The sequence below is a fragment of the Pseudalkalibacillus sp. NRS-1564 genome (assembly GCF_050467905.1).
Taxonomy (GTDB): domain Bacteria; phylum Bacillota; class Bacilli; order Bacillales; family Guptibacillaceae; genus Guptibacillus; species Guptibacillus hwajinpoensis_B.
Window position 1 is genome coordinate 56,154 of sequence record NZ_JBITPM010000004.1, and the last position, 21,109, is coordinate 77,262.

The following is a 21,109-nucleotide window of genomic DNA, read 5'->3' on the forward strand; positions in this document are numbered from 1 at the left end:
ATATTAACTTTTTCTCACTCTCTACATCTCCCCTGCTATAATGGTAATTAATAACAGGAGGGGTTATACGTGATAACAGATCAAGCATTTGAATTTCACCTTAAAGACATCGAAACACCGTTCTCAGGTTGGGATTTTTCTTATATTACAAATACAGAAAGAATGAACGGCGAACCGCTTCCGTGGTCGTACACTTCTTATGTTCTACACTATTTCCGCTCTAGCCACAGTGTACTTGATATGGGTACTGGCGGCGGAGAATTTCTTGAAGCATTAAAGCCATTTCCAAAGAAGTTAGCAGCAACTGAAGCCTATCCCCCTAACCTTCCAATTGCCAAATCAAGACTTGAGCCTCAAGGAGTCATTGTAAAAGGATTCGAGGATGACGATACTCTTCCTTTTTTAGATGCTGAATTTCAATTCGTGATGAACAAGCATGATTCCTACTCTCCAAAGGAAGTCCATCGTATACTATCCGCTAATGGAGCTTTTATTACTCAGCAGGTTGGCGGGGAAGATATGAAAGAACTAAATCGAGTGTTGGATGCTCCAATGAAGTCTGAATACGATCATTGGAACTTGAATTACGCCGTTCAAGAACTGGAATCTTCCGGCTTTTCCATTGTAGATGCTAAAGAATCTTTTCCTTCTACACGTTTTTATGACATTGGTGCAGTCATTTATTATTTAAAAGCGATACCATGGCAAATTCCTAACTTCTCGATCGACCGCTACCGAAACGCTCTTTATCGCTTACATAAAAATATAGAAAATAACGGATTTATTGATATACCTTCACACCGCTTTATTCTACATGCAGCTAAAAAATAGCCTATATTTTAAAAAAGCTCGCAATAAGATGCGAACTTTTTTCTCTTAATCAGCACTTACCGCTTTGGAGGCACTTACCGCTGAGAAACTAATCGTAATAGCACATAACAGACCTATGACTAGAAATCCTCTAATAAGCGGCCAAGCTTCCCAACCATCAATAAACACGGAGCGCATCGCTTCAAATAAATATGTCGTCGGATTAATCGTTGCCGCCACTTTTAACCAACCTGCTTCAATCAATTCATAGGGAACAAAAGTTGTGCTAAGAAAAATAAGTGGAAAGAATACAAAAGTCCCTGCTTGTGCAGATTGAGCATTCTTTGTTCGTAACGCTACACCAACTGAATACCCTGCAAAAGCAAGCCCCCACCCAAGCGTTAATAAAAGAACGACGATTACTCCACCAAATCCTGCTGCAACTTCTAGACCAAGAAAATAAGCAACTACTAGAATTAACACCGTTTGAATGAGCAGCTGCAGCATTCCCGCAATAATCGGACCAAGTACGATAGCAAGTCTTGAGGAAGGGGTAAGAAGAAGACGTGAAAAGTATCCATTTTCTAAATCCTTAACCAGCGCTTGCCCAGCTCCACCTGCTCCCCCGATCGCAGCTGAAACGATAGAGACAGGTAAAATAAAGGCAAGGTAGTTTGCTCCTTCAAATGCAGGAAGCTCTGAAATCCCACTTAATCCTCCTTCATAAACAAACAAAAAGAAAAGACTAATGATTAAATTAGGAATGAAAATCAATGGATTCCGAATGATTGTTATGATACTTCTCTTTGTGAAAACCAGTGTATCTACAAGAAAAGAGCCTTTCTTTTGCTCCCCCATAGCTTCACGCCCTTTCCTTTTGCTCGTTCGTCACATTAATAAATACATCATCTAAAGATGGTGGCTTTACATTCAATGTTTTTGGTGAAAGGTTGTGTTCATCTAGCTTACGAACAAGCTCTGATAGAAGTTGTGTTCCATTCTTAGTGTAAAGTGTAATCTCTTCTTTTGATTGCTCAATATTCTCTGCAAGATCGGCTAGCGTTTTACTTGCTCGCTCCGCTTCATCAACCTCATCGAACACAAGTTGAATCGCATCAAATCCGAGCGTCCTTTTTAACTCTTTGGCACTTCCGGATGCGACGATTTTTCCCTGATTGATGATACTGATTCGATCAGCAAGTTGGTCAGCTTCTTCAAGATATTGGGTTGTTAGGAATATCGTCGTTCCTTCTTCTTTATTCAACCGCTTAATTTCCTTCCAAATGGCTTTTCGATTCGATGGATCAAGTCCAGTTGTTGGTTCATCAAGAAAAAGGATTTTAGGCTTATGAACTAAGGTGAGCGCGAGGTCCAACCTCCGTCTCATTCCCCCAGAATACTTTCCACATGGACGATCTGCTGCATCATTTAAGTCAACAAGGGTAAGTAACTCTACAGCTCTTGTTTTGGCTTCTTTCTTACTAAAACCAAATAGTCTTGCCTGCATTTCAATTAACTCTCTCCCCGTCAACACTGGATCGATACCCGTTTCTTGTAGAGCCACGCCAATATTCCATCGCACCCGTTCAGGTTCTTCCCCAACATCAACACCACCAATGCGAATGCTTCCTGTCGTTGGTTTCACAAGCGTAGTAAGAATCTGAACTGTCGTAGATTTACCTGCACCATTTGGGCCGAGAAAGGCAAAAAATTCGCCTTCAGCTACCTCAAAACTTACGCCCTGGACAGCTTTCACATCACCTTTATACGTTTTAACTAGCTCATGTACTGATATAGACCCATCCATTCTCTATCCCCCTCTATTGTTGGAAGGCTTTTCTGCAAGGAAACACGCCCGCGCTGTTATACTTACATTCGCCTTAGTATAAATTTCTCCTTTAATAGAGTGTGGTCGTTCAAATAAGAACCCCCTTAAATTGAATTCAAAGGGGGCAATTACCATTCGGTTAGTTTCTTTTGCACATTAGGCTGATATTCTTTAGTTAAACGGAATCGTCTTTCCTAATAAAGCTTATTGTAACGAAGCTGCTTTTCTGAGATTCGCTGCTTTAAACGCTCTTTCTCCCTATCATCCTCACAATACTTAAGAAGTTTTTCTAGAGACTGTAACTCATTTTTTTAAATCCACTTCTTCAGGGAGGTATCCACTATTCTTTAGAACTTTGTAGGCTATTCTAAGATCTTCTGGAATCATCGATAAATCCTCAAGATTCTGTCGTTTTCCTTTACCAGGGAGATGGTCAAAATCACCATTTTTTAATGCTGTTTTAATCTTATCCTCTGCCACAAGCCAGGAAAAATCCAAGCACATCCCTTCTTACTTTGATTATCCTTTTTGGTTAATGAATTGTCATGAACCCTGTAACAAAATTCCTTAAAAAAATAGACTTTTCCCCTTTTCATAAAGAACAATGGATGATAACATGGTTGACGGTTAAGGTTTATTGAATACTCCTTATAGAATTTTCAATAGAGAAAGGATGGTTCGATGCATTACGCAAGCAAAGGCTGGTACGTTGAACAGCTTAAAAAACATGATGTACGTTACATTGAAGGACGCAAGACAGAGAAATTCAAGAAACACGTACTTGCATCTCTTCTTGAAAAGCAATAAAACGAAATTCCAAAGGGGGATCACCCCTCCCTTTTCTTACATACTCTCTATCCAAATAAACATAAAGATTGATACATAGGAACGAACTGGTTTTCTTTCCACTGAAGTGGTGTAGAAAGAAAACCTAGCCCATCCGCGTTATACCTTCCGATTACTCTCTGATAAACCAACAATTCATTAACTCCGTCACGCTGCAAATCAATGGGGTATACGCCTCCAGGAGGCAAGACACTTCCCTTTATCGGGGCTTTTAATTGCCCATTCTCCTTATAAATTTCCGAAAGATACTCTTCTCCTTTATAAAGAAGACTCACAATATAGTTTTGATTTAACGTTTTATTTTCAACCTTCGCTTGATAATAATCAAGGTAGTATACATCATAAGTAAAAGCTTCATAGAAACTCTGTTGATCAAAAAGCAACCTCAGGTTTTGATTTAGATAGGAATACAAAAAGTCATACGTAATCCCTCCACTCCCTCCAGAATCAGAACGCACTAATATTTCCTTCACTTTGTTCCCGGTAAAATCACCCAAATAAAGGGTCGGGTTATAGCCACTACTACCCGGAAGATCAAAAGAGACATCGATCGCTGTGGTATCGTTTTTGATTGTTAGAACAACGCTATCTACTAACGGTGAATCATCCCCAAATGGTTTATTACCAGTAAGGGTTACAAGATCAGGAATGCCGTTCCCTGTTACGTCTCCCACCTTCTGATCTAATAAAATGCGCGCTGCTCTCATTGCTTCCAGCCCCTTTCGCTTTATGTAACAGTCTATGTTCATAGACGAACGCTTTTTCGTTGTAATGATTTGGAAAGGAAGCTAAACTAGTGTGAAGTGATCTTATGGAAACGAGGAAAAACGATGAAATTTTCAGATAATGAACAAATGTTTGGGATACTTTCGGGTGCCGGCGCCTATTTCTTATGGGGTATTCTCCCACTATATTGGAAGCTCGTCGGGCAAGTACCATCTGAAGAAGTGTTAGCTCATAGGATCATCTGGTCCTTTGCTTTTATGATTATCATATTAATCGTGCTGAGGAAATTAACTTCATTTAAAATAGAGCTTCTCGGTATTTTTCGTCAGCCGAAGAAGCTAGCAGCGATCGCTTTTGCATCCGTATTCATCACTATAAACTGGTATGCATTCATATGGGCTGTCAATCATGATCACGTCATTCAAACCAGCCTTGGTTACTATATCAACCCATTAATTAGCGTTCTTCTAGGTATTCTATTCTTAAAAGAAAGGCTTTCCTTCTGGCAACTCATTTCATTTGCTCTTGCGACAATTGGCGTATTAAATCTCGTCTTTCGATTTGGAGAAATACCATGGGTCTCTCTCATCCTGGCCATGAGCTTTGGGCTCTATGGTTTATTGAAGAAAAAAGCGAGACTTGGTGCTTTAACAGGACTAACGATTGAGACGCTATTCATTACGCCATTTGCGTTAATTTATTTAATAACAGTGCGTACTAGTGTGGCAGATGCCATGTATTTAGAAGACGTCACTCTTTTCGGATTATTACTAGGCGCTGGAATTGTCACTGCTGTACCACTGTTGCTTTTTGCAAGCGGGGCAAACCGCATTTCGCTTTCGATGATTGGTTTTCTTCAATACATCGCACCTACTTTAATGCTCATACAAGGTGTATTCCTCTATGGAGAGTCGTTTACTTCTGTGCACTTAGTCAGTTTTGCTTTAATTTGGGCAGCACTGGTCATTTTCACCCTTGCTCGCACGAAATTATTCCGTCGCATAGAACCCCGCTCATTTCAAAGAAAGCATTCACTAGAATCGTAATATCAAAAACCCCCTTACTTAATGTGAAGGGGTTTTCCTGTCTGGGTTACATTCTCAAATGGCCACAAATAAGTTGTCACCTTCTTAGAGAAATGAGTAACAACTTGATCAGAGTAGTGATATGGGTGTGAGAGTGTATCACGAAGAACAGCAACAGCAACCTTTTGAAGTGGCCATCGATCATGCTTAATTTTCCCCTGAAATACTTTATTTCCTCTTACAATAAAAAGCCGATCTCTTTCTGTAAGCCAAAAATCAAGATCTCCATTTCGCGCTTCATAAGATGTTCCTAGTGGTTCATAAATAATATGGTAATCGGCTTTTTCAACACCCTTATGTGTTCTAGAAGACCAAAAGCTAATTTGCTTTCCATCACTTTTTTTACCCATTTTTGCTTGAAGGTAAGGAAGGTGAAAAAGATTTCTCGCCATCATAACACCTGCTCTATGACTAGCATCAAGGCTAAAGAAATACACGCCACGTTTCTGGCCATATTTCACATAAGTCCGCACATTAAGCTCAAGTAGTTTTGAAGCAAATGGAACCGAAGGTAAGCCACGAAACCGAATTTGATTCATTTCAAATGGAACGATTCCAATCCATGCCTCCCCTTCAAACGTATCTACTTCTAGCTGAGGTGGAAGCATGGATTGAAGCCAATAGCGATCAACAGACCAGTGTAGGAACAAAAGATCCTCCCACGTTTGTTTCATAATCCACCCGCTAGTTCTGGGACTCAATAGACCTTCCTCCTCTCTTTCGTATCATAACCAATTATGTCTATTCTTTTCAAAAAAAGAGAATTTGAATGTGTTGAAGAAGATGAAAAGTACTGTTTTTAGATGTGCTTATTTACAATGCGAATACTTTGATAAACTGTAATGTTTTGTGGTACCGTTTAGGTGGAACAGCTTAGATAAGAAATGAATGAGGCATCAATCATATAATGGAGGGATTATGAATGAGTAAACAAAGACAAATTCATCTAGCAAAACGACCAGAAGGTATGCCTTCAATGGAACACTTCAACATTGTTGAAGCGGACATTCCATCACCTAAAGATGGAGAAGTTCTTCTACGTGCACTATACCTTACAGTAGACCCTTACATGAGAGGGCGTATGAGAGATGCAAAATCATACGTAGCACCCTTCCAAATCAACGAACCATTAAACGGTGGTGTCGTAGCAGAAGTTGCCGAATCCAAATCTTCTCAATTTAATCAAGGTGATGTTGTTATTGGCCACCTAAACTGGGAAGAATACTCAGTTGTGAATGAAAAGCATCTTCGAAAAATTGATCCATCTATCGCTCCAATTACCACGCATCTTGGAATCCTTGGTATGCCTGGACAAACAGCTTACTTCGGACTTCTCGATATTGGTCAGCCTAAAGAAGGCGAAACAGTCGTTGTATCAGGCGCAGCTGGAGCAGTAGGCTCTGTTGTTGGTCAAATTGCCAAAATCAAAGGCTGCCGTGTTGTAGGTATCGCTGGTTCAGACGATAAAATCGACTATATCAAAAACGAACTTGGTTTTGATGAAGGAATTAACTACAAAACCCAGGACGTATACAAAGCGCTAAAAGAAGCTTGTCCAGACGGCATTGACGTTTATTATGAAAACGTTGGTGGCGAAATCGGCGATGCTGCCATTAGCCTACTAAATAAATTTGCTCGTATCCCTGTTTGCGGCGCAATTTCTTCTTACAATAAGAAAGAAGCGGATCTTGGTCCACGCGTTCAGACAAAACTTATCCAATCAAGTGCTCTCATGAAAGGCTTCGTTGTAGGCGATTATTCAGATCGCTTTAATGAAGGTGCTGAGCAATTAGGGAAATGGTTACAAGAAGGCAAGTTAAAATATGAAGAAACAATCGTGGAAGGATTTGAAAACGTTCCTGGCGCATTCCTTGGTCTCTTTGAAGGTACAAACCTTGGTAAACAACTTGTAAAAGTAGCAGACCCTGAATATGCTACACTTCCTAATCGCTAATAACACTCACCTGCCCCTCAATTAGGGGCAGGTTTTTCTATGTGCTCATGCACATAAAAAGACGGTTATGTTTAAGATTAAGAAGGAATAGTATGTACTATAGACTTTATTTCTAGGAGGTCCTTATGGGTAAATTTCTTCTTAATCTCATTGCGTATATACTCGTCGTAACAGTAAATGGCCTTGCAAATGCACTACCGTTAAATGGGCAAACGACAGGAGAAATATCAAATAGACTGAACGTACTTTTTACACCTGCCGGCTATGTTTTTAGTATATGGGGGCTGATCTATCTTCTTCTAGGAATATGGGTTATTCGTCAATTTCCTAAAAGTCGGAGAGATTTGCCAATCTACCAGGAGACGAGTGGACTATTTGTTCTAAGTTCCATTCTAAATAGTCTTTGGATTTTCATGTGGCATTATGAATTCTTCGGCTTATCGGTGATCGTTATGCTTCTTTTACTGTTCACACTCATTAGGCTTTATACTAATTTGAAAGCAGCAGATGCTTCTTTCTTTGATTTGTTACCTTTTTCCGTTTATCTGGGTTGGATTAGCGTTGCGACGATCGCCAACATTAGTTACTACCTAACATACATTGACTGGGATGGATTTGGTATTTCCGATACGATATGGACATTCCTACTATTAATCATCGCGACAATTCTTGCTCTTTATTTCTTGAAAAGCGAGCAAGATTGGATCTACCCACTCGTTTTTGTTTGGGCCTTTATTGGGATTGGTGTCAAAAATCAAAATGGAGACGTACCATTAGTCGTTTACTCATCTTATGTACTGGCTGCTCTTATTTTGATCGTTACGCTTCTGTATGCTTTTAAACGTAAGAAATAATTATAAGTAAAAACCCCTTTTCCATTCTGGAAAAGGGGTTTTAAGCTATTATGCAAGAGATTTAAAATCTTGACCAAGAATTTCTTTCATACTGTGAACCGTAATAAAGGCTTTCTGATCAACAACACCAACATGCTTTTTCAATTTAAGAAGATCTTTTCTACCAAGGATTGTTGTAATCACTTCTTTTTCATCAGAAGTAAACGCCCCTCTAGCCGTGTGGATTGTTGCGCCTTTTCCAATCTCTTCAACAATAAAGGATCGAATTTCTTCACTTTCTTTACTGATAATCACAATCTCTTTCTTAGCTTCAAAGCTCTGAAGCGTATAATCAATGACAAGGCCATTTAGAATGACACCAAAGATCGCATACATTCCGATTTCAGGTCCAAACAAGACGACTGAGAATAGAGCAATTGAAATATCTGAGATTAGAACGGCTTTTCCAACCTCCATAGAGAAATACTTATTAAGAATCATCGCAATAATATCTGTACCGCCAGTAGAAGCTTTCTGATGAAAGACAAGTCCCATACCTGCTGCAGCAATACACTGACCAATAATTAATTGAATTAGGATATCCTGGCTAAATGGCTCAGTTACTGGTATAAAGCGTTCAAATGCCCATACAGCAAGCGATAAAGCGAAACTTGCATAGATCGTTTTAACACCGAATTTAGGACCGAGAAAAAGAATTCCAACTAACAAAAGTACTGCGTTTAATATGATCATAAACATTCCGACTGACAGGTTCGGGACTAGATGGTTCATCAGAATCGATAAACCACTGACTCCCCCCGTCGCAAGACTATTAGGAGATAGAAAGAAATGAACGTGGGTAGCAACACCGAGCGCACCCAAAGTAATTAGCAGATAAGTTTTGATGTGATGAAGCATCTATTATCCCTCCCGTTGTTTTGTTTTCGTTTCGTAAGCACAATCGGGATTATAATAGGGATTCAGCGCTTTGTAAACAGCCTAAACCTAAGATTTTTAATTGAAGCGGTTACAACTCATAAATGGGTCTTTATTACTATGTTATCTATTGAATTCGACACTAATATACAAGAATTTTCTTAATTTTTTGGTTGCTAAATAAGTAGAATCAACCTCTCTTCATTGTATTAAAAAAAGCAAAAACAGCTTCTGTTTTTGCTCATTTTACAAGGTCATGCTTAAACGCATAAATAACCGCCTGGGTTCGATCATGAACTTCAAGTTTTCCAAGAATGTTGCTCACATGAACCTTTACTGTTTTAAGCGCAATAAACAGTTCATTAGCAATCGTCTGGTTCGCCTTTCCCTGAGCCATTAATAAGAGAATTTCCATCTCTCGATCCGTGAGTTCTTCATGGGGCTGCTTTTGAATTCTACTTCTCATCCGCGACATCATTTTCCCCGTTACTTCAGGTTCAAGAACAGATTCCCCATGGTGCGTTTTTCGAACTGCATTTGCAATCTCCACAGCTTTCGATGTTTTCAGCATATAGCTTGTAGCTCCAGCTTCAAGTGCTGGATAGACTTTTTCGTCGTCTAAGAAGCTTGTTACGATAATGATTTTTGCATCTGGCCATTGTGTAATAATCTGTTTCGTTGCTTCAATCCCATCCATTTCTTCCATAACTAGATCCATTAATATGATATCTGGACGAAGGGATAGCGCGAGGTCTACCCCTTTCTTTCCATTATCCGCTTCTCCAATGACGTCAATATCAGCCTGAGCAGATAAATAAGATGAAACGCCAATCCGAACCATTTCATGATCATCGACAAACAAAACTTTAATCATTCTCTACCCCTCCCAACAAGTGGTACGCTTACTTCCAGCCTAGTCCCTTTATGTGGAAGACTGACCAATTTAAGAACCCCTCCGATTTCGAGTGCTCGTTCATGCATGTTTTGTAATCCATATGAAGCAGCTTTCTTCTCGTCCATCTTAAAACCAACCCCATCATCAACTATTCGTAAGATCGTACGTCCATCTCGATGAATAAGTAGAACATCAAGTGTCGATGCCTTCGCATGCCTTAGTGTATTGGATACACATTCCTGTAGTATACGAAACAGATGGTCTTCAACACCTTTATCGAGCTCAATGGCTTCAAGCTTCCAATTCACTTGTATTGGCACCTTTTGAGACAGTTCGTTCAATAGCTCTTTTATTCCTTCCTCGAGTGAGCGATCTTTCAATGCGGCAGGTCTAAGATGAAGTAAGAGAGCGCGCATTTCTAGTTGGGATTGATGAATGGTTTCTTCAATCATCTTAAGGTGCTTTGTTTCTAGATCATCCGCTACTTCACGACTTTCCGTTATCGTACTCATTAACATGGAAGCAGCGAAAAGCTGCTGACTCACGGAGTCATGTAGCTCACGAGCAAGACGATTGCGTTCTTCGGATACGACTTGTTGAACTCGCTTCTCATGATCCTCTGCTTTCTCGTTCGCAAGCTTCTGGGCTAGTCTTACTTGATCATTCATTCGGTTTTGCAATTTATCAATTTGTTCAAAAACGACATTTAGACTTGTACCACTATAGTTATGTAAAGCACGTCCCTTATCAAGTTCCTCTAGCGTATCTGCAATGTTTTGAATTTCTTTACTCGCATATAAACCTGATATTCCTCCAACAGCCGCTCCAATCATTACACATATAATTGGAACGATTAACCAGAACGGTAAGTCCATTAAATCTTTCTCAAATAAAAGGGAAAGAGATGCCGGTGGGAAAACAGTCAAATAAGCGGCAGAGAAAAGAAAAAATAGCAAGAGTGACAGTAATGCACCAAATAGCATATGACGCTTCATGACACTCATACTCGCTTCACCTCTAAATCTCCAGCAAACATCGAGGTGACTAGTTTTACCTTTTCAGTAGCATCATCATATCCATTCGTTTTATAAGAGAGAACTTGATTAAACACTCCAGGTTCTTCATGTTGTAACAACGTGGCAGATCCGATCATAGCTGAATGTTGAATATTCACTTCGAGTTCATAAGGAATGAGTATTTGCACTTTTCCTACGAAGTTTCGAATCATAATAACGGATTCTCCTTTAGGAAGAACCGTGTAACTTAAATCGATAATCGTTTCACCAAAACCAGCTTGAATGTTAATATCATTCCACTCGTACACATGATCATGTGTTTTCTGTCGACCGGACCACTTGTTTTGCAACAATGGCTTTTGATGGATCATTCCTTCTTCAGACACTGAAGGTTTTTCAAATACCGGCCTTATTTTCTTCGGTTTTTGTTTGGACTGATAAAACTGGAAGCCAAGATAGACTAATAGAACAAGAAGAAAAAACTTCACGACTACCATATTCATAACGGTCGTTAGAAAGAAAAAGATACCGAGTCCAAGAAAAACTTTTCCTGAAGTTCGTGGAAGACGTTTTCTCCCCATATAAACAAATGCAGCGGAAAGAATTAATAAGAACAGGAGGCCGCCATTTAAAGAAACTTCTAATAGGATAAGAATAACTCCAATTATTAGAAGTCCATTAACAGTGTCAATATGTCTATTTTTCCACACTAGCGTCCCTCCATTCATCCCTCATTTATCGTCATTGCACCTTTTATACTCATGACTAAAAAAGGCGCACGCGCCTCTTTTAGAATACCACTATTTCTCTAAGAATTTGAATTGGTTTCTTGTTTTTTCGCCTTTTTCTCAAGTAAGTGGAATTTTGTATCAATAGTAGACATATCGTAATCTCTATTCACTTTCTTCTCAAGTTGCTCAATATAACTCTCCATCTCATCAAAACGATTAAATGGTTGATCTAGATTCCTTTCTTCCAGAACCAAATCCATCTTATGATGAGCCCTCACACTATTCTCTTTCCCCATTAATTCCATTCGCTTAATCGACATATCTTTAAGCTTATGCTTCATTTTCTCGTACTTTTGTTCAAGACGTTTAAGCTCAAGATCTGCCTCATCCATCAATTGTGATAAGTGGTTAGCTCTTTCTTCATATTGCAACTGCTCTTGTTTTGCGAACTCATACAGCTCAGCCTCGCCTGCTTCATTTGCTAAAACAGCTTGTCCAGCGCGTTTCTCAGCATTTCTTCGCGCTTTATCTAATTCTCTTCTGAATTCTAAAAGTAGCGTTGACTGCCGCTCGACAAGTTTTCTCGCCTTTTCCACTTCTCTTTCACACTGTCTTAAATAGTGATTTAAAAGGGAAATTGGATTTTTCTCCTCCTTCTGGTCAAGGATGCTATGAAAATCAGCTTCAATTGAGTTTTTGATGCGATTAAGTAAATTTGGCATGTCCATTCTCTCCTTTTTTAATTAACTTTTCTTCAGTTCATCCCATTGCTTTTCAAAATTTGTGAATGGGTCATTGTCTTTCTTATCGTAACTTGCTCCATCCCACTTTTTATAAACGACATAAAGAATGTAGATAGCTACGAGACCAAGAATTGCTGGCATATTCGCCACAGCAGTACTTAAACCGATGAATCCTAAGATCCCCCAGATGACTTTACCAGTTGTTGAATCTGCCTGAATAAACTTCTTAAATGCAATGTAGAGGATGACAAGGCTAATCATCATACCTACTAATGAACCAAGGTTCGACAGCAATACAATCGCAGCGATGATTCCAAGTAACAGCAAACCTGCTTTCTTCATCATAATCGCCTCCTTTCATACTTTGATTCTACCTGCTTACCAAAGTGTCCATAATGAGCTAAAGCTATATATTTATATAAGACCAGAGACTTAGACAGATTAAGCTATATAATAACCCTTGTCAGATCATGTTCTATCTTAACCGCGATAATCATGGTAAAGTGAGAGCAGACATCACGGAAAGGAGTTCGGGAATGGTTATTACGATAACAGTCATCGTCGTTGTCATTATGACGATTGTCATTGCCGCTGCTTTTGGAATGGCTGTATCAAAAGGATACAGTGTCAAACATACTGTCGACCCGTTGCCTGAGGAGCAGCATAACGAAGCGACAGAGAAAGAGGTTACTGATGAACGGACAGAACAGAAGTAATATAGAACCAGGGAAAACTGTAGATATCGTCTTGAAACAAGATCAGCGTTCAGGGAAAACGACAAGAGGTGTTGTAAAAGATATCCTGACTAAATCCCCCACCCATCCGCATGGTATCAAAGTACGTCTGGAAGATGGACAGGTTGGTCGCGTCAAATCGATTTTATCCTAAGCTGAACTCATAAAAATGAACCCCCGGCTGATTTTCAGTCCGGGGGTTCATTTTTATTATTGTGTTAACGCCATCCAACTATCAAGATAATGTATGGAAAAACCTTGTACTGAAGAGGAATACTCATATGCAGTCTTTACTTTGAGAAGTTCCTCTGTCATGACTGCTTCTCCCTCTTCAAAAAATGAAATGTAGGAAGCTTCTGACGTTTGCCCTGTCTCTACACCAACGGAGATTTTCTTGCCATATTTTTCAGCTAAAGCTATCTCATTACTAATAAGAGCAACAATTCCATTTGCACCATCAGCACGATCACGGTAAGCCATTAATGTAGTCACATCCGCCGTTTGAATAATCCACTCAGCTAAATTGCCCGATCCATACCGATTGTTGTAAGATTGTTCGTCAAACCAAAAAGGAGTGTCGACACCAAACGATAATCCTAGGCTCGTCGCACGAGTCTTTCCATCTGATAAACGGTCTTGATAGAAAGAAATCGTTTTTTGATAACTATTCGTCCAGCCAGAATGAAGATAAGGTTCTATATCAAGATGAACACCACTAAACTTTTGATTCTCTGTCGCATTAGCTTGATAGGAATCCAACCAGTTAAATAAGTTCGCCTGATATGTAGCACCATTTCTTGTAGCCCAATTTGGTGCCCCATCTAGAGCATGTACACGAATACCTTTGGATGTCGCATTTTCAATAAATGATTCATAAGAAGATGCCATCACTGAACGATTTATTTGCAAGTAAGCATCTGTTACTTGTTTCTCTTCCATAAACTGAAGGATGTCATTTGATTTCGTTTCAATGTCCCTTGTGTTCCAAATCCATGTAGCAAGAGAAGTGTCCATTTCTACCGCCTCAGCTTTCCCCACAGGCACAACCATCATCTGCACAAAAAAGCCCAGTATAAAAAAGAGAATTCCAACAGCAACCGATACATTCTTCACATGTACGCTCTCCTTTTTTTCAACCCAGAGCTCAAAAAGGAGCCTGGCGGTTTGGCAACCATTCGCATTCATGCGGGCAGGCCCATAACTTTGCGTCCCTGCTTTTCAACAGGTTTGCCTTTTTCAGTTTTATATTCCAACTACTTTTATTATCGGCAATAAATAATAAAGAGTTTAGCTTTTTTTATAGAGTGTGTGAAGAAAATGCTTAATGGTACTAATACTTGAATGTACTAACAATCCATCATTTCATGGTATGAAATAGCAAAGGTAACCTTTAAACAAACGTTTGATTAAACTGGTAGCAATTGTGAAGGAGTATCAATATAAAAGAGTTTTAATTCATGCAATGCTCTTGTACATCCTACATATAGTAATTTCGCATCTGTTGCATGTGGACTATAATTATCTTCGTTAGCATTTGCCAATATAACTCCATCGAATTCTAATCCCTTAGTAAGATAGATTGGCACAATTGATAGTCCCCCTTCATAAGATCGATCATCCGCAGTAATGAGATGCAACTTCTCATCATACCTACTAAGATTGCCATACAAATCATGACATTCCTCTTCGCTCCTACCAACAATCGCTACTGTATTCATACCTCTCTCTTGCATTTCTTTAGCTGATTTTATCAAGCTACTAACATGCCTCTTCTTATCTATTTTGCTTATTTCGACTTTCTTTCCACTTCGAAAAATTGGCACAGCCAGTTGAACCGGTATATCCGCATGAGCTATCACTTCATTCGCAAATTCAATAATTTCTAAAGTCGATCGATAACTTTGTTCAAGTTCCATATAAAGGTCTTTACCGTTGAAAAGCACTCTAAATTCTTCCCAGCTATGAATGCCCTTATATGAATGAATGCCCTGTGCCAAATCCCCTAATATTGTAAAAGATTGACTTCGATTCACTTCTTTCAGAAGCGCCAGTTGAAAAGGTGAAAAGTCCTGAGCTTCGTCAATTACAATATGCTGAAACCTATGTTCTTTATCATTACCGTTCAATTGATATTGAATGTAAAGGAGAGGGGCAAGGTCGTCCGGCGATAATTTCTTCTTTTTTATTCGCTTTGCCGTTTCCAGCACAAGTTCTTCATTTATAACATCTGCTCTTTCTGACTGTGTTATGTAGCTAGGAACATTCGATTGAAAAAGTGATTGATAGAACGAAAGAGCAGTTTGCTTCGGCCATGTTTTAAAATAATTCTTCAGCTGATCGTTTGCTAGTTTGCGATATTCTTTCTTTAAATGGTCTCCCTCTACCGATTTGATCTCACCTTTTATCCAAATTTTAAAACGATTCATCATCATTTCGCGTTTACGGCCAACAGGATATGCAGAAAGGTCTTTTAACCATTGTTCGATCTTCGTTTCTGAAAGCTCTCTTCCTTCAAATGGGTGAAAGGAGCCAACCGGACCGACTGAGTTGCTATAACGATGTATAGCTTGATCAATCCATTTTTTAAATGTCAGTGATCCTTTTACTCTTCCTTCTGCAATTGAAAAATCGAATCGACTCTTCCCAAACCACTTTCTGAGGTCGTGTCCAGATGAATCAATCGTAATCTTTTCTTCAATCGTTTTTATTGTCCAATCTGTGAAAGTAGATTGTTGAATTCCCCCTACACCTAGCTCCGGAAGGACTCCTGAAATATAATCAAGAAACATCCTATTCGGTGCAAAGATAATCATTTTACCCGCTTGAATGGTATCTCTGTATTCATATAGTAAGAAAGCTAATCGATGAAGCGCAACCGTTGTCTTACCACTTCCTGCTGCTCCTTGTATGATAAGTGGCGTCGATCGCTCAGCACGAATAATATCATTTTGCTTTGTTTGTATTGTTGATACGATGTCACGGAGACGGTTATCTTTATTTTCACTCAGACGATATAGAAGAAATTCATCTGAGCCACTTAAATCATCGCTATCTTCTACATAGGTGTCTACGACTCGCTGAAGTTCTTTATCTCGAATCACAATATTTCGCTTCAGCTCTATATTCCCTTCGATGACGCCATCAGGCGATACATAATAGACATCCTCTTCTGGCCCTGTAAATGCATAGAACATACTCGCAACAGGTGCTCTCCAGTCTACAACCAGAGAATCCTGTGAATCTCCATGTGCTACGCCAACTTTCCCAATATAATACGAATGTGATTCCTTCTCATCCTCTTGAAAATCCATTCGTGCAAAGTATGGTTCTTTTGAAGATATGGCAAGAGATTGACGATTCTCCTCTCGAATGCTTTCAAGAACTTGTTCTGTTACATTATCGCCAGAATACCTGGGGTAGTTCTCCAACACCTGCCGCTGTTTTGTAATCTCTGCAGCGATTTGATCGAGTTGCTGCTTCTCTTTCCGATAGGCACTTTGAGTCTTATTGTCCAAGATCAGTTACCTCCTTATGAGATTTGTCTCTAAATCAGACAGAAGTTTAATACTACCACAAATTAGGTAGTTCAACCAATTGTTTTTAGAATATTAAAATTAGTGTTTTTACCATTTTAAAAAACTTTATTAAAAAGTTTATAAAAAAATGATCCATCTATTCACTTTGAACGTTAGCTATGTGTAATCAAAATAAACGATAAAAAAATCGAGGAGAGTGAAAAGTAAAATGGACATGAAAAAAGTATTCAAGAAATTAATGGTTCCCGCGTTAGGCCTAACCTTATTATTCCCAACAGTCGCTGGGGCAGCGGCAACTGAGCCAACAGCCAAAACGCCTGCTTCAGATCTACGCGCAACACTGGATCAGCTCTTATCCGAACATTTTGTACTAGCTGTTTCATCCATGACGAAATCATATGACGGGACAGAGGATGCAGAAGAAGTAACTGAAGCCCTGGATCAGAACGCAGCTGATATGACACCAGCGATTGCATCTGTCTATGGCGATGAAGCCGCTTCACAATTTGAAGATATCTTTCGAGGTCACAATGATTACTCCGCTGATTTCGTAAAAGCAGCAACCGAAGATGATGCAGAACTTCGTAAAGAAGCTGAAGCTGAAGTAGACGAATTTGTTGAAGAATTCTCCACGTTCCTTGATACAGCTACAGAAGGTAATCTTCCTAAGGAAGCCGCTGCAGATGTTCTAGAAGTTCACGAGGATCAAGTCCTAACAACTTTTGATGAGTATACAGAAGGAAATTACGAAGAAGCTTACACGACATTCCGTGAAGGGCATAAGCATATGTTTGCGATCAGCAAAGCACTATCTAGTGCAATTGTAACGCAGATGCCTGATAAATTTGAAAATACAAAAGCTGATACTCCTGCTGCAGACTTACGTTCAACTCTAAACAGCCTTGCATCTGAGCACTTTGCTCTTTCTTCCCTTGGTCTTGAAAAAGGCTATGACCAATCAGAAGACTATGACTTTGTAAACTGGGCTGAAGACAGAAACACTGCTGACTTTAAAGCGGCTATCGGTTCTATCTACGGAGATGAAGGTGCTGCTCAGTTTGAAAAAATCTGGCAAGAAGATCATATTGCTGCACAAGCTGACCTTGTAGTCGCATCTCTATCTGAAGACGAGGAAGCTATGGAAATGGCGAAAGAACGTATGATGACAACATTCCCTAAGAACTTTGGAGCTTTCCTAGGAACAGCAACAGAAGAAAACCTTCCAACCGACGCTGCTACTGAAGCTCTTATGGCTCATGAAAAACAAGTAATTGGATCATTTGAAGCTTACATGTCTGGTGATTACGAAGGTTCAATTGAACAATTCCGTGAAGGATATGCATTCATGTTTGGTGTAGGCGAATCTCTTGGAGGCGCTATCGTTAAGCAAATGCCAGACAAATTTGCAGGAGAAGCAATGCCTGGTGATATGCCAAAAACAGGTATGGGTGGTGCGAGTGAGCAGTCATCTGACCTAACAGCACTTTGGATTACTCTAGGTTCTCTAGCTGCTGCTGGTTCAGCATTTGCCATTCGCAAGAAAATTGTTAATCAATAAAACACATGTCTTCCCCCCCTTATAATAGATATGGAAAAACAGAGAAGTCTCGAGCTTCTCTGTTTTTGTTGCATAAAAAAAGCCTCTAACTAATAGCTAGAAGCTTTTCTCTATGCATCATACAGTCAATCACAATACATTCAAAACCGAATCGATCTTCGCATGATCTTCCGGGGACTGATCAATATGATGCCAGATTAACTTCCCTCTCTCATCAAACACCCACGTTCCACCTTGAATATAAACATCCTGCGTTTTCATCGACTTTAATACAAAATCCTTTTTCTTTTGTTCTTTTGGAATAAACCCATCCATCTTCCGGGTGACAAATCCAATCGCTGCTTGTCCAAGTAATTTCCACTTTGGCATCGTGTGATGTCCCATGCCACGGTATGCCTCTCTCTTCGGATCACCTGCAATGACAAACGGAAATTCTCCAAAAGCCTCTGTAAACTGGCTAATATAAGTAGCATTTGAGGGGGCGATGGCTATAATCTGAAAGCCCTCATTCTCAATTTCATTTACGCGCTTACGCAACTGCGTAAGATAAGCTCGACAAACTGGTCAGCCAAGGTGACGGACAAATACGACCATCGATTTCTTTTGATTAATCAGTTGCTCCAGAGTAACAGTGGTACTTCCTGGAACTTCGAGTTCATAATTTAATTTATCCAATACAATCTCTCCTTACCTGATCAATGTTACGTTTGATCGGTGTTGAACACTTGTTTCTTACTATCGATTTTACACCTTTTACGATAGTAGTGATACCCAATGAACCCAATAACTGCCACTACAACAATTAAAAAGACATATTTCTGTATGCTCCCTAAAATCGCTTGAACTGATTTTATATTCCCATTCCGCCCAATCCACAACATAGCGATTGTCCAAGGAAATATACCGACGAAGGTAAGTGCTCCAAATATCCAGGGCTTGACCTTACTCATACCAGACACATAGGATACATAGTTCCCTATCCCAAGTGGGCGTGTAATCGCAATACTCCATGAACCACATTTTCTAAACCATCTTTGAACGCGTTCAACCTTCTTCTTTTTTAATTTCCTTTCGACTTTATCCTTTACTTTCAAACCGATCCCATATGGAATAAAACTAAAAATCGTGTAAATACCGCTCGTTAGAAATGCAAAACCAACCATCTCGATCATTGAAGCATTCAATAAATAACCGTACGTCAAAGTCATCATTCCCCCCGGAAAAGGTAGAGATGATGCTTCAATAGCATTGCTTATTAAAAGACCCCAGATTCCAAGCTCTTTCAGGAAATGAATCAGAAATTCCAGCATAGTGGATCCCCTCTCAATTTAAAACTATGTATTAAGTTCCCTGATCAGTGAGTCTGAAACCAATGTAACACTGTTTTAATACGTAATACTGAATTGATATGTCGTTTTAACCCGCAAACTTTGAAATATTTCCGCGGAAATGAAATGATTTACTCGATTTATTAGTTATATCCACGTAGGTGTAAAAAACAAACCCCCATCACGTCCATAGTGATGGGGGTTATTAAAACATTATCCTACAGAAACAACGTGTTTCTCTTGTTCAAACTCCGTGACAGCTTCCTCAAAAATACGGAGGCCTTCATCAATTTGTTCTTTCGTAATAATCAATGGAGGAATCATTCGAATCACTTCTTGATGTTTTCCGCACAGATAGAAAAGCACCCCTTTTTCAAGAGACAGATCTAGTATCCGCATCATTCCATTTCCGTCTGGAGTGCCTGTCTCTGGATCAATAATTTCAATTCCAATCATTAAACCTACACCACGGACATCTCCGATCACATGGTGCTTTTCCTTTATAAGAGCTAATTTTTCTAATGCATAAGCACCCATATCCTTCGAATTGGAAAGTAATCCTTCTTCTTCAATTACGTCGAGAGTAGCTAGCGCCGCTGAACAAGCAATCGGATTACCACCAAATGTTGTGCCATGTGTTCCCATAGGCCACTGACTCATTAGTTCTTTTGAAGCTACTGTGGCGCTAAGAGGCATCCCAGAGGCAATTCCTTTTGCGATCGCCATAATATCAGGTGTAACATCAAATGTCTGTGCAGCGAACCAGTCACCAGTCCGTCCGAATCCTGTTTGAACTTCATCAAAGATTAGCAGCATGCCATGGCGATCACAAATCTCTCTTACTTTTTGTAACCATTCTTTCGGTGGAATGATATAGCCACCTTCTCCTAGAACAGGTTCCACGATTACGCAAGCCACTTCTTCAGGAGTTACCTGATGATCAAAAAGCATTTCGAAATCTTTCTCAAGCTCACCAACACAATAATCTTCTACACTTTGCCCTTCTGGACAACTAGCAGCATCCGCATAAGGAATTTGATAGGTTAGTCCATTAGGCTGTAAAAATTTACGGTATTTGCTTTTTGATGTACTTACACCAAGAGCACCAAGCGAGCGTCCATGAAAGCAACCTGTAAAGGAAACAACATACGGTCGTTTCGTTACATATTTAGCAAGTTTCATCGCACCTTCAATGGCCTCAGTGCCACTGTTCGCAAAGAAAAAGCAATCTAAATCTTTCGGCATAATGCCTTGAAGACGTTCTGCTAGCTTTAGAATTGAATCATACATAATTACTCCTGAAGGCCCGTGCATAAGAGAGTCAGCACCGTCCTTTATAGCCTGTACAACCTTAGGGTGACGGTGGCCCGTATTCGCTACGGCAATACCTGATGTAAAATCTAGGTACGTTTGGCCATCTGCCCCATAGTAATAGCAACCCTCTTCTTTCACGACTGGTAAATTCGGATGATCCTTTGCCATACTTGGTGCAAGATAGTCTGACATGTTGTTGTATCTATGTTCAAATGATGTAGCCAATGTGATATCCT

At 39.6% G+C, this 21,109-nt stretch carries 23 protein-coding genes, 1 pseudogene and 1 riboswitch; of the genes and pseudogenes, 8 read left to right on the plus strand and 16 right to left on the minus strand.

Annotated elements, in window-relative coordinates; translation table 11 throughout:
- The first annotated feature begins 69 nt into the window (after positions 1-69).
- On the plus strand, positions 70-831 hold the full coding sequence (locus ACIFPW_RS01770; protein WP_430241560.1) for a class I SAM-dependent methyltransferase: 762 nt from the start codon (positions 70-72) through the stop codon (positions 829-831).
- 45 nt (positions 832-876) lie between these two features.
- On the opposite strand, the gene ACIFPW_RS01775 is transcribed toward ACIFPW_RS01770, so the two are convergent.
- From ACIFPW_RS01775 to ACIFPW_RS01785, 3 genes are all read right to left on the minus strand, one after another.
- The gene (locus tag ACIFPW_RS01775; RefSeq protein ID WP_194220129.1) at positions 877-1,668 is read right to left on the minus strand and encodes an ABC transporter permease; all 792 of its coding nucleotides are present in this window, start codon (positions 1,666-1,668) and stop codon (positions 877-879) included.
- 4 nt (positions 1,669-1,672) lie between these two features.
- Positions 1,673-2,617, minus strand: a complete 945-nt coding sequence (locus ACIFPW_RS01780) for an ATP-binding cassette domain-containing protein (RefSeq protein WP_430241562.1) — start codon at positions 2,615-2,617, stop codon at positions 1,673-1,675.
- Positions 2,618-2,941: 324 nt separating this feature from the next.
- Positions 2,942-3,136, minus strand: coding sequence for a DUF1992 domain-containing protein (locus tag ACIFPW_RS01785; protein ID WP_430241564.1), 195 nt, complete (start codon positions 3,134-3,136; stop codon positions 2,942-2,944).
- Positions 3,137-3,319: 183 nt separating this feature from the next.
- Between ACIFPW_RS01785 and ACIFPW_RS01790 the strand changes: the two genes are divergently transcribed.
- Entirely contained in the window at positions 3,320-3,445 is a 126-nt protein-coding gene (locus ACIFPW_RS01790; protein ID WP_194220132.1) for a DUF2639 domain-containing protein, read from the plus strand.
- Positions 3,446-3,492: 47 nt separating this feature from the next.
- Here ACIFPW_RS01790 and ACIFPW_RS01795 read toward each other — a convergent pair whose 3' ends face one another.
- A complete protein-coding gene (locus ACIFPW_RS01795; RefSeq protein WP_430241566.1) occupies positions 3,493-4,191 on the minus strand; it encodes a VCBS repeat-containing protein in 699 nt (232 codons plus the stop codon).
- 123 nt (positions 4,192-4,314) lie between these two features.
- On the opposite strand from ACIFPW_RS01795, the gene rarD reads away from it, so the two are divergent.
- Positions 4,315-5,256, plus strand: coding sequence for an EamA family transporter RarD (gene rarD, locus ACIFPW_RS01800; RefSeq protein WP_430241569.1), 942 nt, complete (start codon positions 4,315-4,317; stop codon positions 5,254-5,256).
- Positions 5,257-5,270: 14 nt separating this feature from the next.
- Here the strand turns inward: rarD and ACIFPW_RS01805 are convergent, their stop codons facing one another.
- Positions 5,271-5,996 (minus strand): YqjF family protein, encoded by a 726-nt coding sequence (locus tag ACIFPW_RS01805; RefSeq protein ID WP_430241571.1) that lies wholly within the window; start codon positions 5,994-5,996, stop codon positions 5,271-5,273.
- A 221-nt stretch (positions 5,997-6,217) separates the two neighbouring features.
- Between ACIFPW_RS01805 and ACIFPW_RS01810 the strand changes: the two genes are divergently transcribed.
- Positions 6,218-7,249, plus strand: a complete 1,032-nt coding sequence (locus ACIFPW_RS01810) for an NADP-dependent oxidoreductase (RefSeq protein WP_430241573.1) — start codon at positions 6,218-6,220, stop codon at positions 7,247-7,249.
- Positions 7,250-7,374: 125 nt separating this feature from the next.
- Positions 7,375-8,103, plus strand: a complete 729-nt coding sequence (locus ACIFPW_RS01815) for a TspO/MBR family protein (RefSeq protein ID WP_283153093.1) — start codon at positions 7,375-7,377, stop codon at positions 8,101-8,103.
- A gap of 48 nt (positions 8,104-8,151) precedes the next feature.
- Here ACIFPW_RS01815 and ACIFPW_RS01820 read toward each other — a convergent pair whose 3' ends face one another.
- The 6 genes from ACIFPW_RS01820 to ACIFPW_RS01845 form a co-directional block, all read right to left on the minus strand.
- Entirely contained in the window at positions 8,152-9,000 is an 849-nt protein-coding gene (locus ACIFPW_RS01820; RefSeq protein ID WP_194220137.1) for a YitT family protein, read from the minus strand.
- 259 nt (positions 9,001-9,259) lie between these two features.
- Positions 9,260-9,892 carry a response regulator gene (locus tag ACIFPW_RS01825; protein ID WP_283153094.1) on the minus strand — a complete coding sequence of 211 codons (633 nt, stop codon included), beginning with the start codon at positions 9,890-9,892 and terminating at the stop codon, positions 9,260-9,262.
- Complete coding sequence (locus ACIFPW_RS01830; RefSeq protein ID WP_430241575.1) at positions 9,889-10,917, minus strand: sensor histidine kinase; 1,029 nt, start codon at positions 10,915-10,917, stop codon at positions 9,889-9,891. Before ACIFPW_RS01830 ends, ACIFPW_RS01825 begins: the two co-directional genes overlap by 4 nt.
- On the minus strand, positions 10,914-11,639 hold the full coding sequence (gene liaF / locus ACIFPW_RS01835; protein ID WP_242057322.1) for a cell wall-active antibiotics response protein LiaF: 726 nt from the start codon (positions 11,637-11,639) through the stop codon (positions 10,914-10,916). The genes ACIFPW_RS01830 and liaF overlap by 4 nt, the downstream gene beginning before the upstream one ends.
- Positions 11,640-11,737: 98 nt before the next feature.
- Positions 11,738-12,382 (minus strand): PspA/IM30 family protein, encoded by a 645-nt coding sequence (locus ACIFPW_RS01840; RefSeq protein WP_371018531.1) that lies wholly within the window; start codon positions 12,380-12,382, stop codon positions 11,738-11,740.
- Positions 12,383-12,403: 21 nt separating this feature from the next.
- Entirely contained in the window at positions 12,404-12,745 is a 342-nt protein-coding gene (locus ACIFPW_RS01845; protein WP_430241577.1) for a flagellar basal body rod protein, read from the minus strand.
- Positions 12,746-12,939: 194 nt separating this feature from the next.
- Here ACIFPW_RS01845 and ytzI point away from each other — a divergent pair, with 194 nt between their 5' ends.
- Both ytzI and ACIFPW_RS01855 read left to right on the plus strand, forming a co-directional pair.
- A complete protein-coding gene (ytzI, locus tag ACIFPW_RS01850; RefSeq protein ID WP_430241579.1) occupies positions 12,940-13,119 on the plus strand; it encodes a YtzI protein in 180 nt (59 codons plus the stop codon).
- Entirely contained in the window at positions 13,097-13,291 is a 195-nt protein-coding gene (locus tag ACIFPW_RS01855) for a YwbE family protein (protein ID WP_430241581.1), read from the plus strand. Before ytzI ends, ACIFPW_RS01855 begins: the two co-directional genes overlap by 23 nt.
- 56 nt (positions 13,292-13,347) lie before the next feature.
- Here the strand turns inward: ACIFPW_RS01855 and ACIFPW_RS01860 are convergent, their stop codons facing one another.
- Positions 13,348-14,250 carry an amidase gene (locus ACIFPW_RS01860; RefSeq protein ID WP_430241583.1) on the minus strand — a complete coding sequence of 301 codons (903 nt, stop codon included), beginning with the start codon at positions 14,248-14,250 and terminating at the stop codon, positions 13,348-13,350.
- A gap of 42 nt (positions 14,251-14,292) precedes the next feature.
- Positions 14,293-14,379: riboswitch (cyclic di-GMP riboswitch) on the minus strand.
- Positions 14,380-14,543: 164 nt separating this feature from the next.
- On the minus strand, positions 14,544-16,652 hold the full coding sequence (locus tag ACIFPW_RS01865; RefSeq protein WP_430241585.1) for a HelD family protein: 2,109 nt from the start codon (positions 16,650-16,652) through the stop codon (positions 14,544-14,546).
- Between the two features lie 235 nt (positions 16,653-16,887).
- On the opposite strand from ACIFPW_RS01865, the gene ACIFPW_RS01870 reads away from it, so the two are divergent.
- Positions 16,888-18,231 carry a copper amine oxidase gene (locus ACIFPW_RS01870; protein ID WP_430241632.1) on the plus strand — a complete coding sequence of 448 codons (1,344 nt, stop codon included), beginning with the start codon at positions 16,888-16,890 and terminating at the stop codon, positions 18,229-18,231.
- Between the two features lie 129 nt (positions 18,232-18,360).
- Here ACIFPW_RS01870 and ACIFPW_RS01875 read toward each other — a convergent pair.
- The 3 genes and pseudogenes from ACIFPW_RS01875 to ACIFPW_RS01885 form a co-directional block, all read right to left on the minus strand.
- Positions 18,361-18,783: pseudogene (locus tag ACIFPW_RS01875) on the minus strand (peroxiredoxin-like family protein); the annotation flags it as partial.
- 149 nt (positions 18,784-18,932) lie between these two features.
- Complete coding sequence (locus tag ACIFPW_RS01880) at positions 18,933-19,541, minus strand: DedA family protein (RefSeq protein ID WP_194220148.1); 609 nt, start codon at positions 19,539-19,541, stop codon at positions 18,933-18,935.
- A gap of 231 nt (positions 19,542-19,772) precedes the next feature.
- A complete protein-coding gene (locus ACIFPW_RS01885) occupies positions 19,773-21,098 on the minus strand; it encodes an aspartate aminotransferase family protein (RefSeq protein ID WP_430241587.1) in 1,326 nt (441 codons plus the stop codon).
- Between the last annotated feature and the right edge of the window lie 11 nt (positions 21,099-21,109).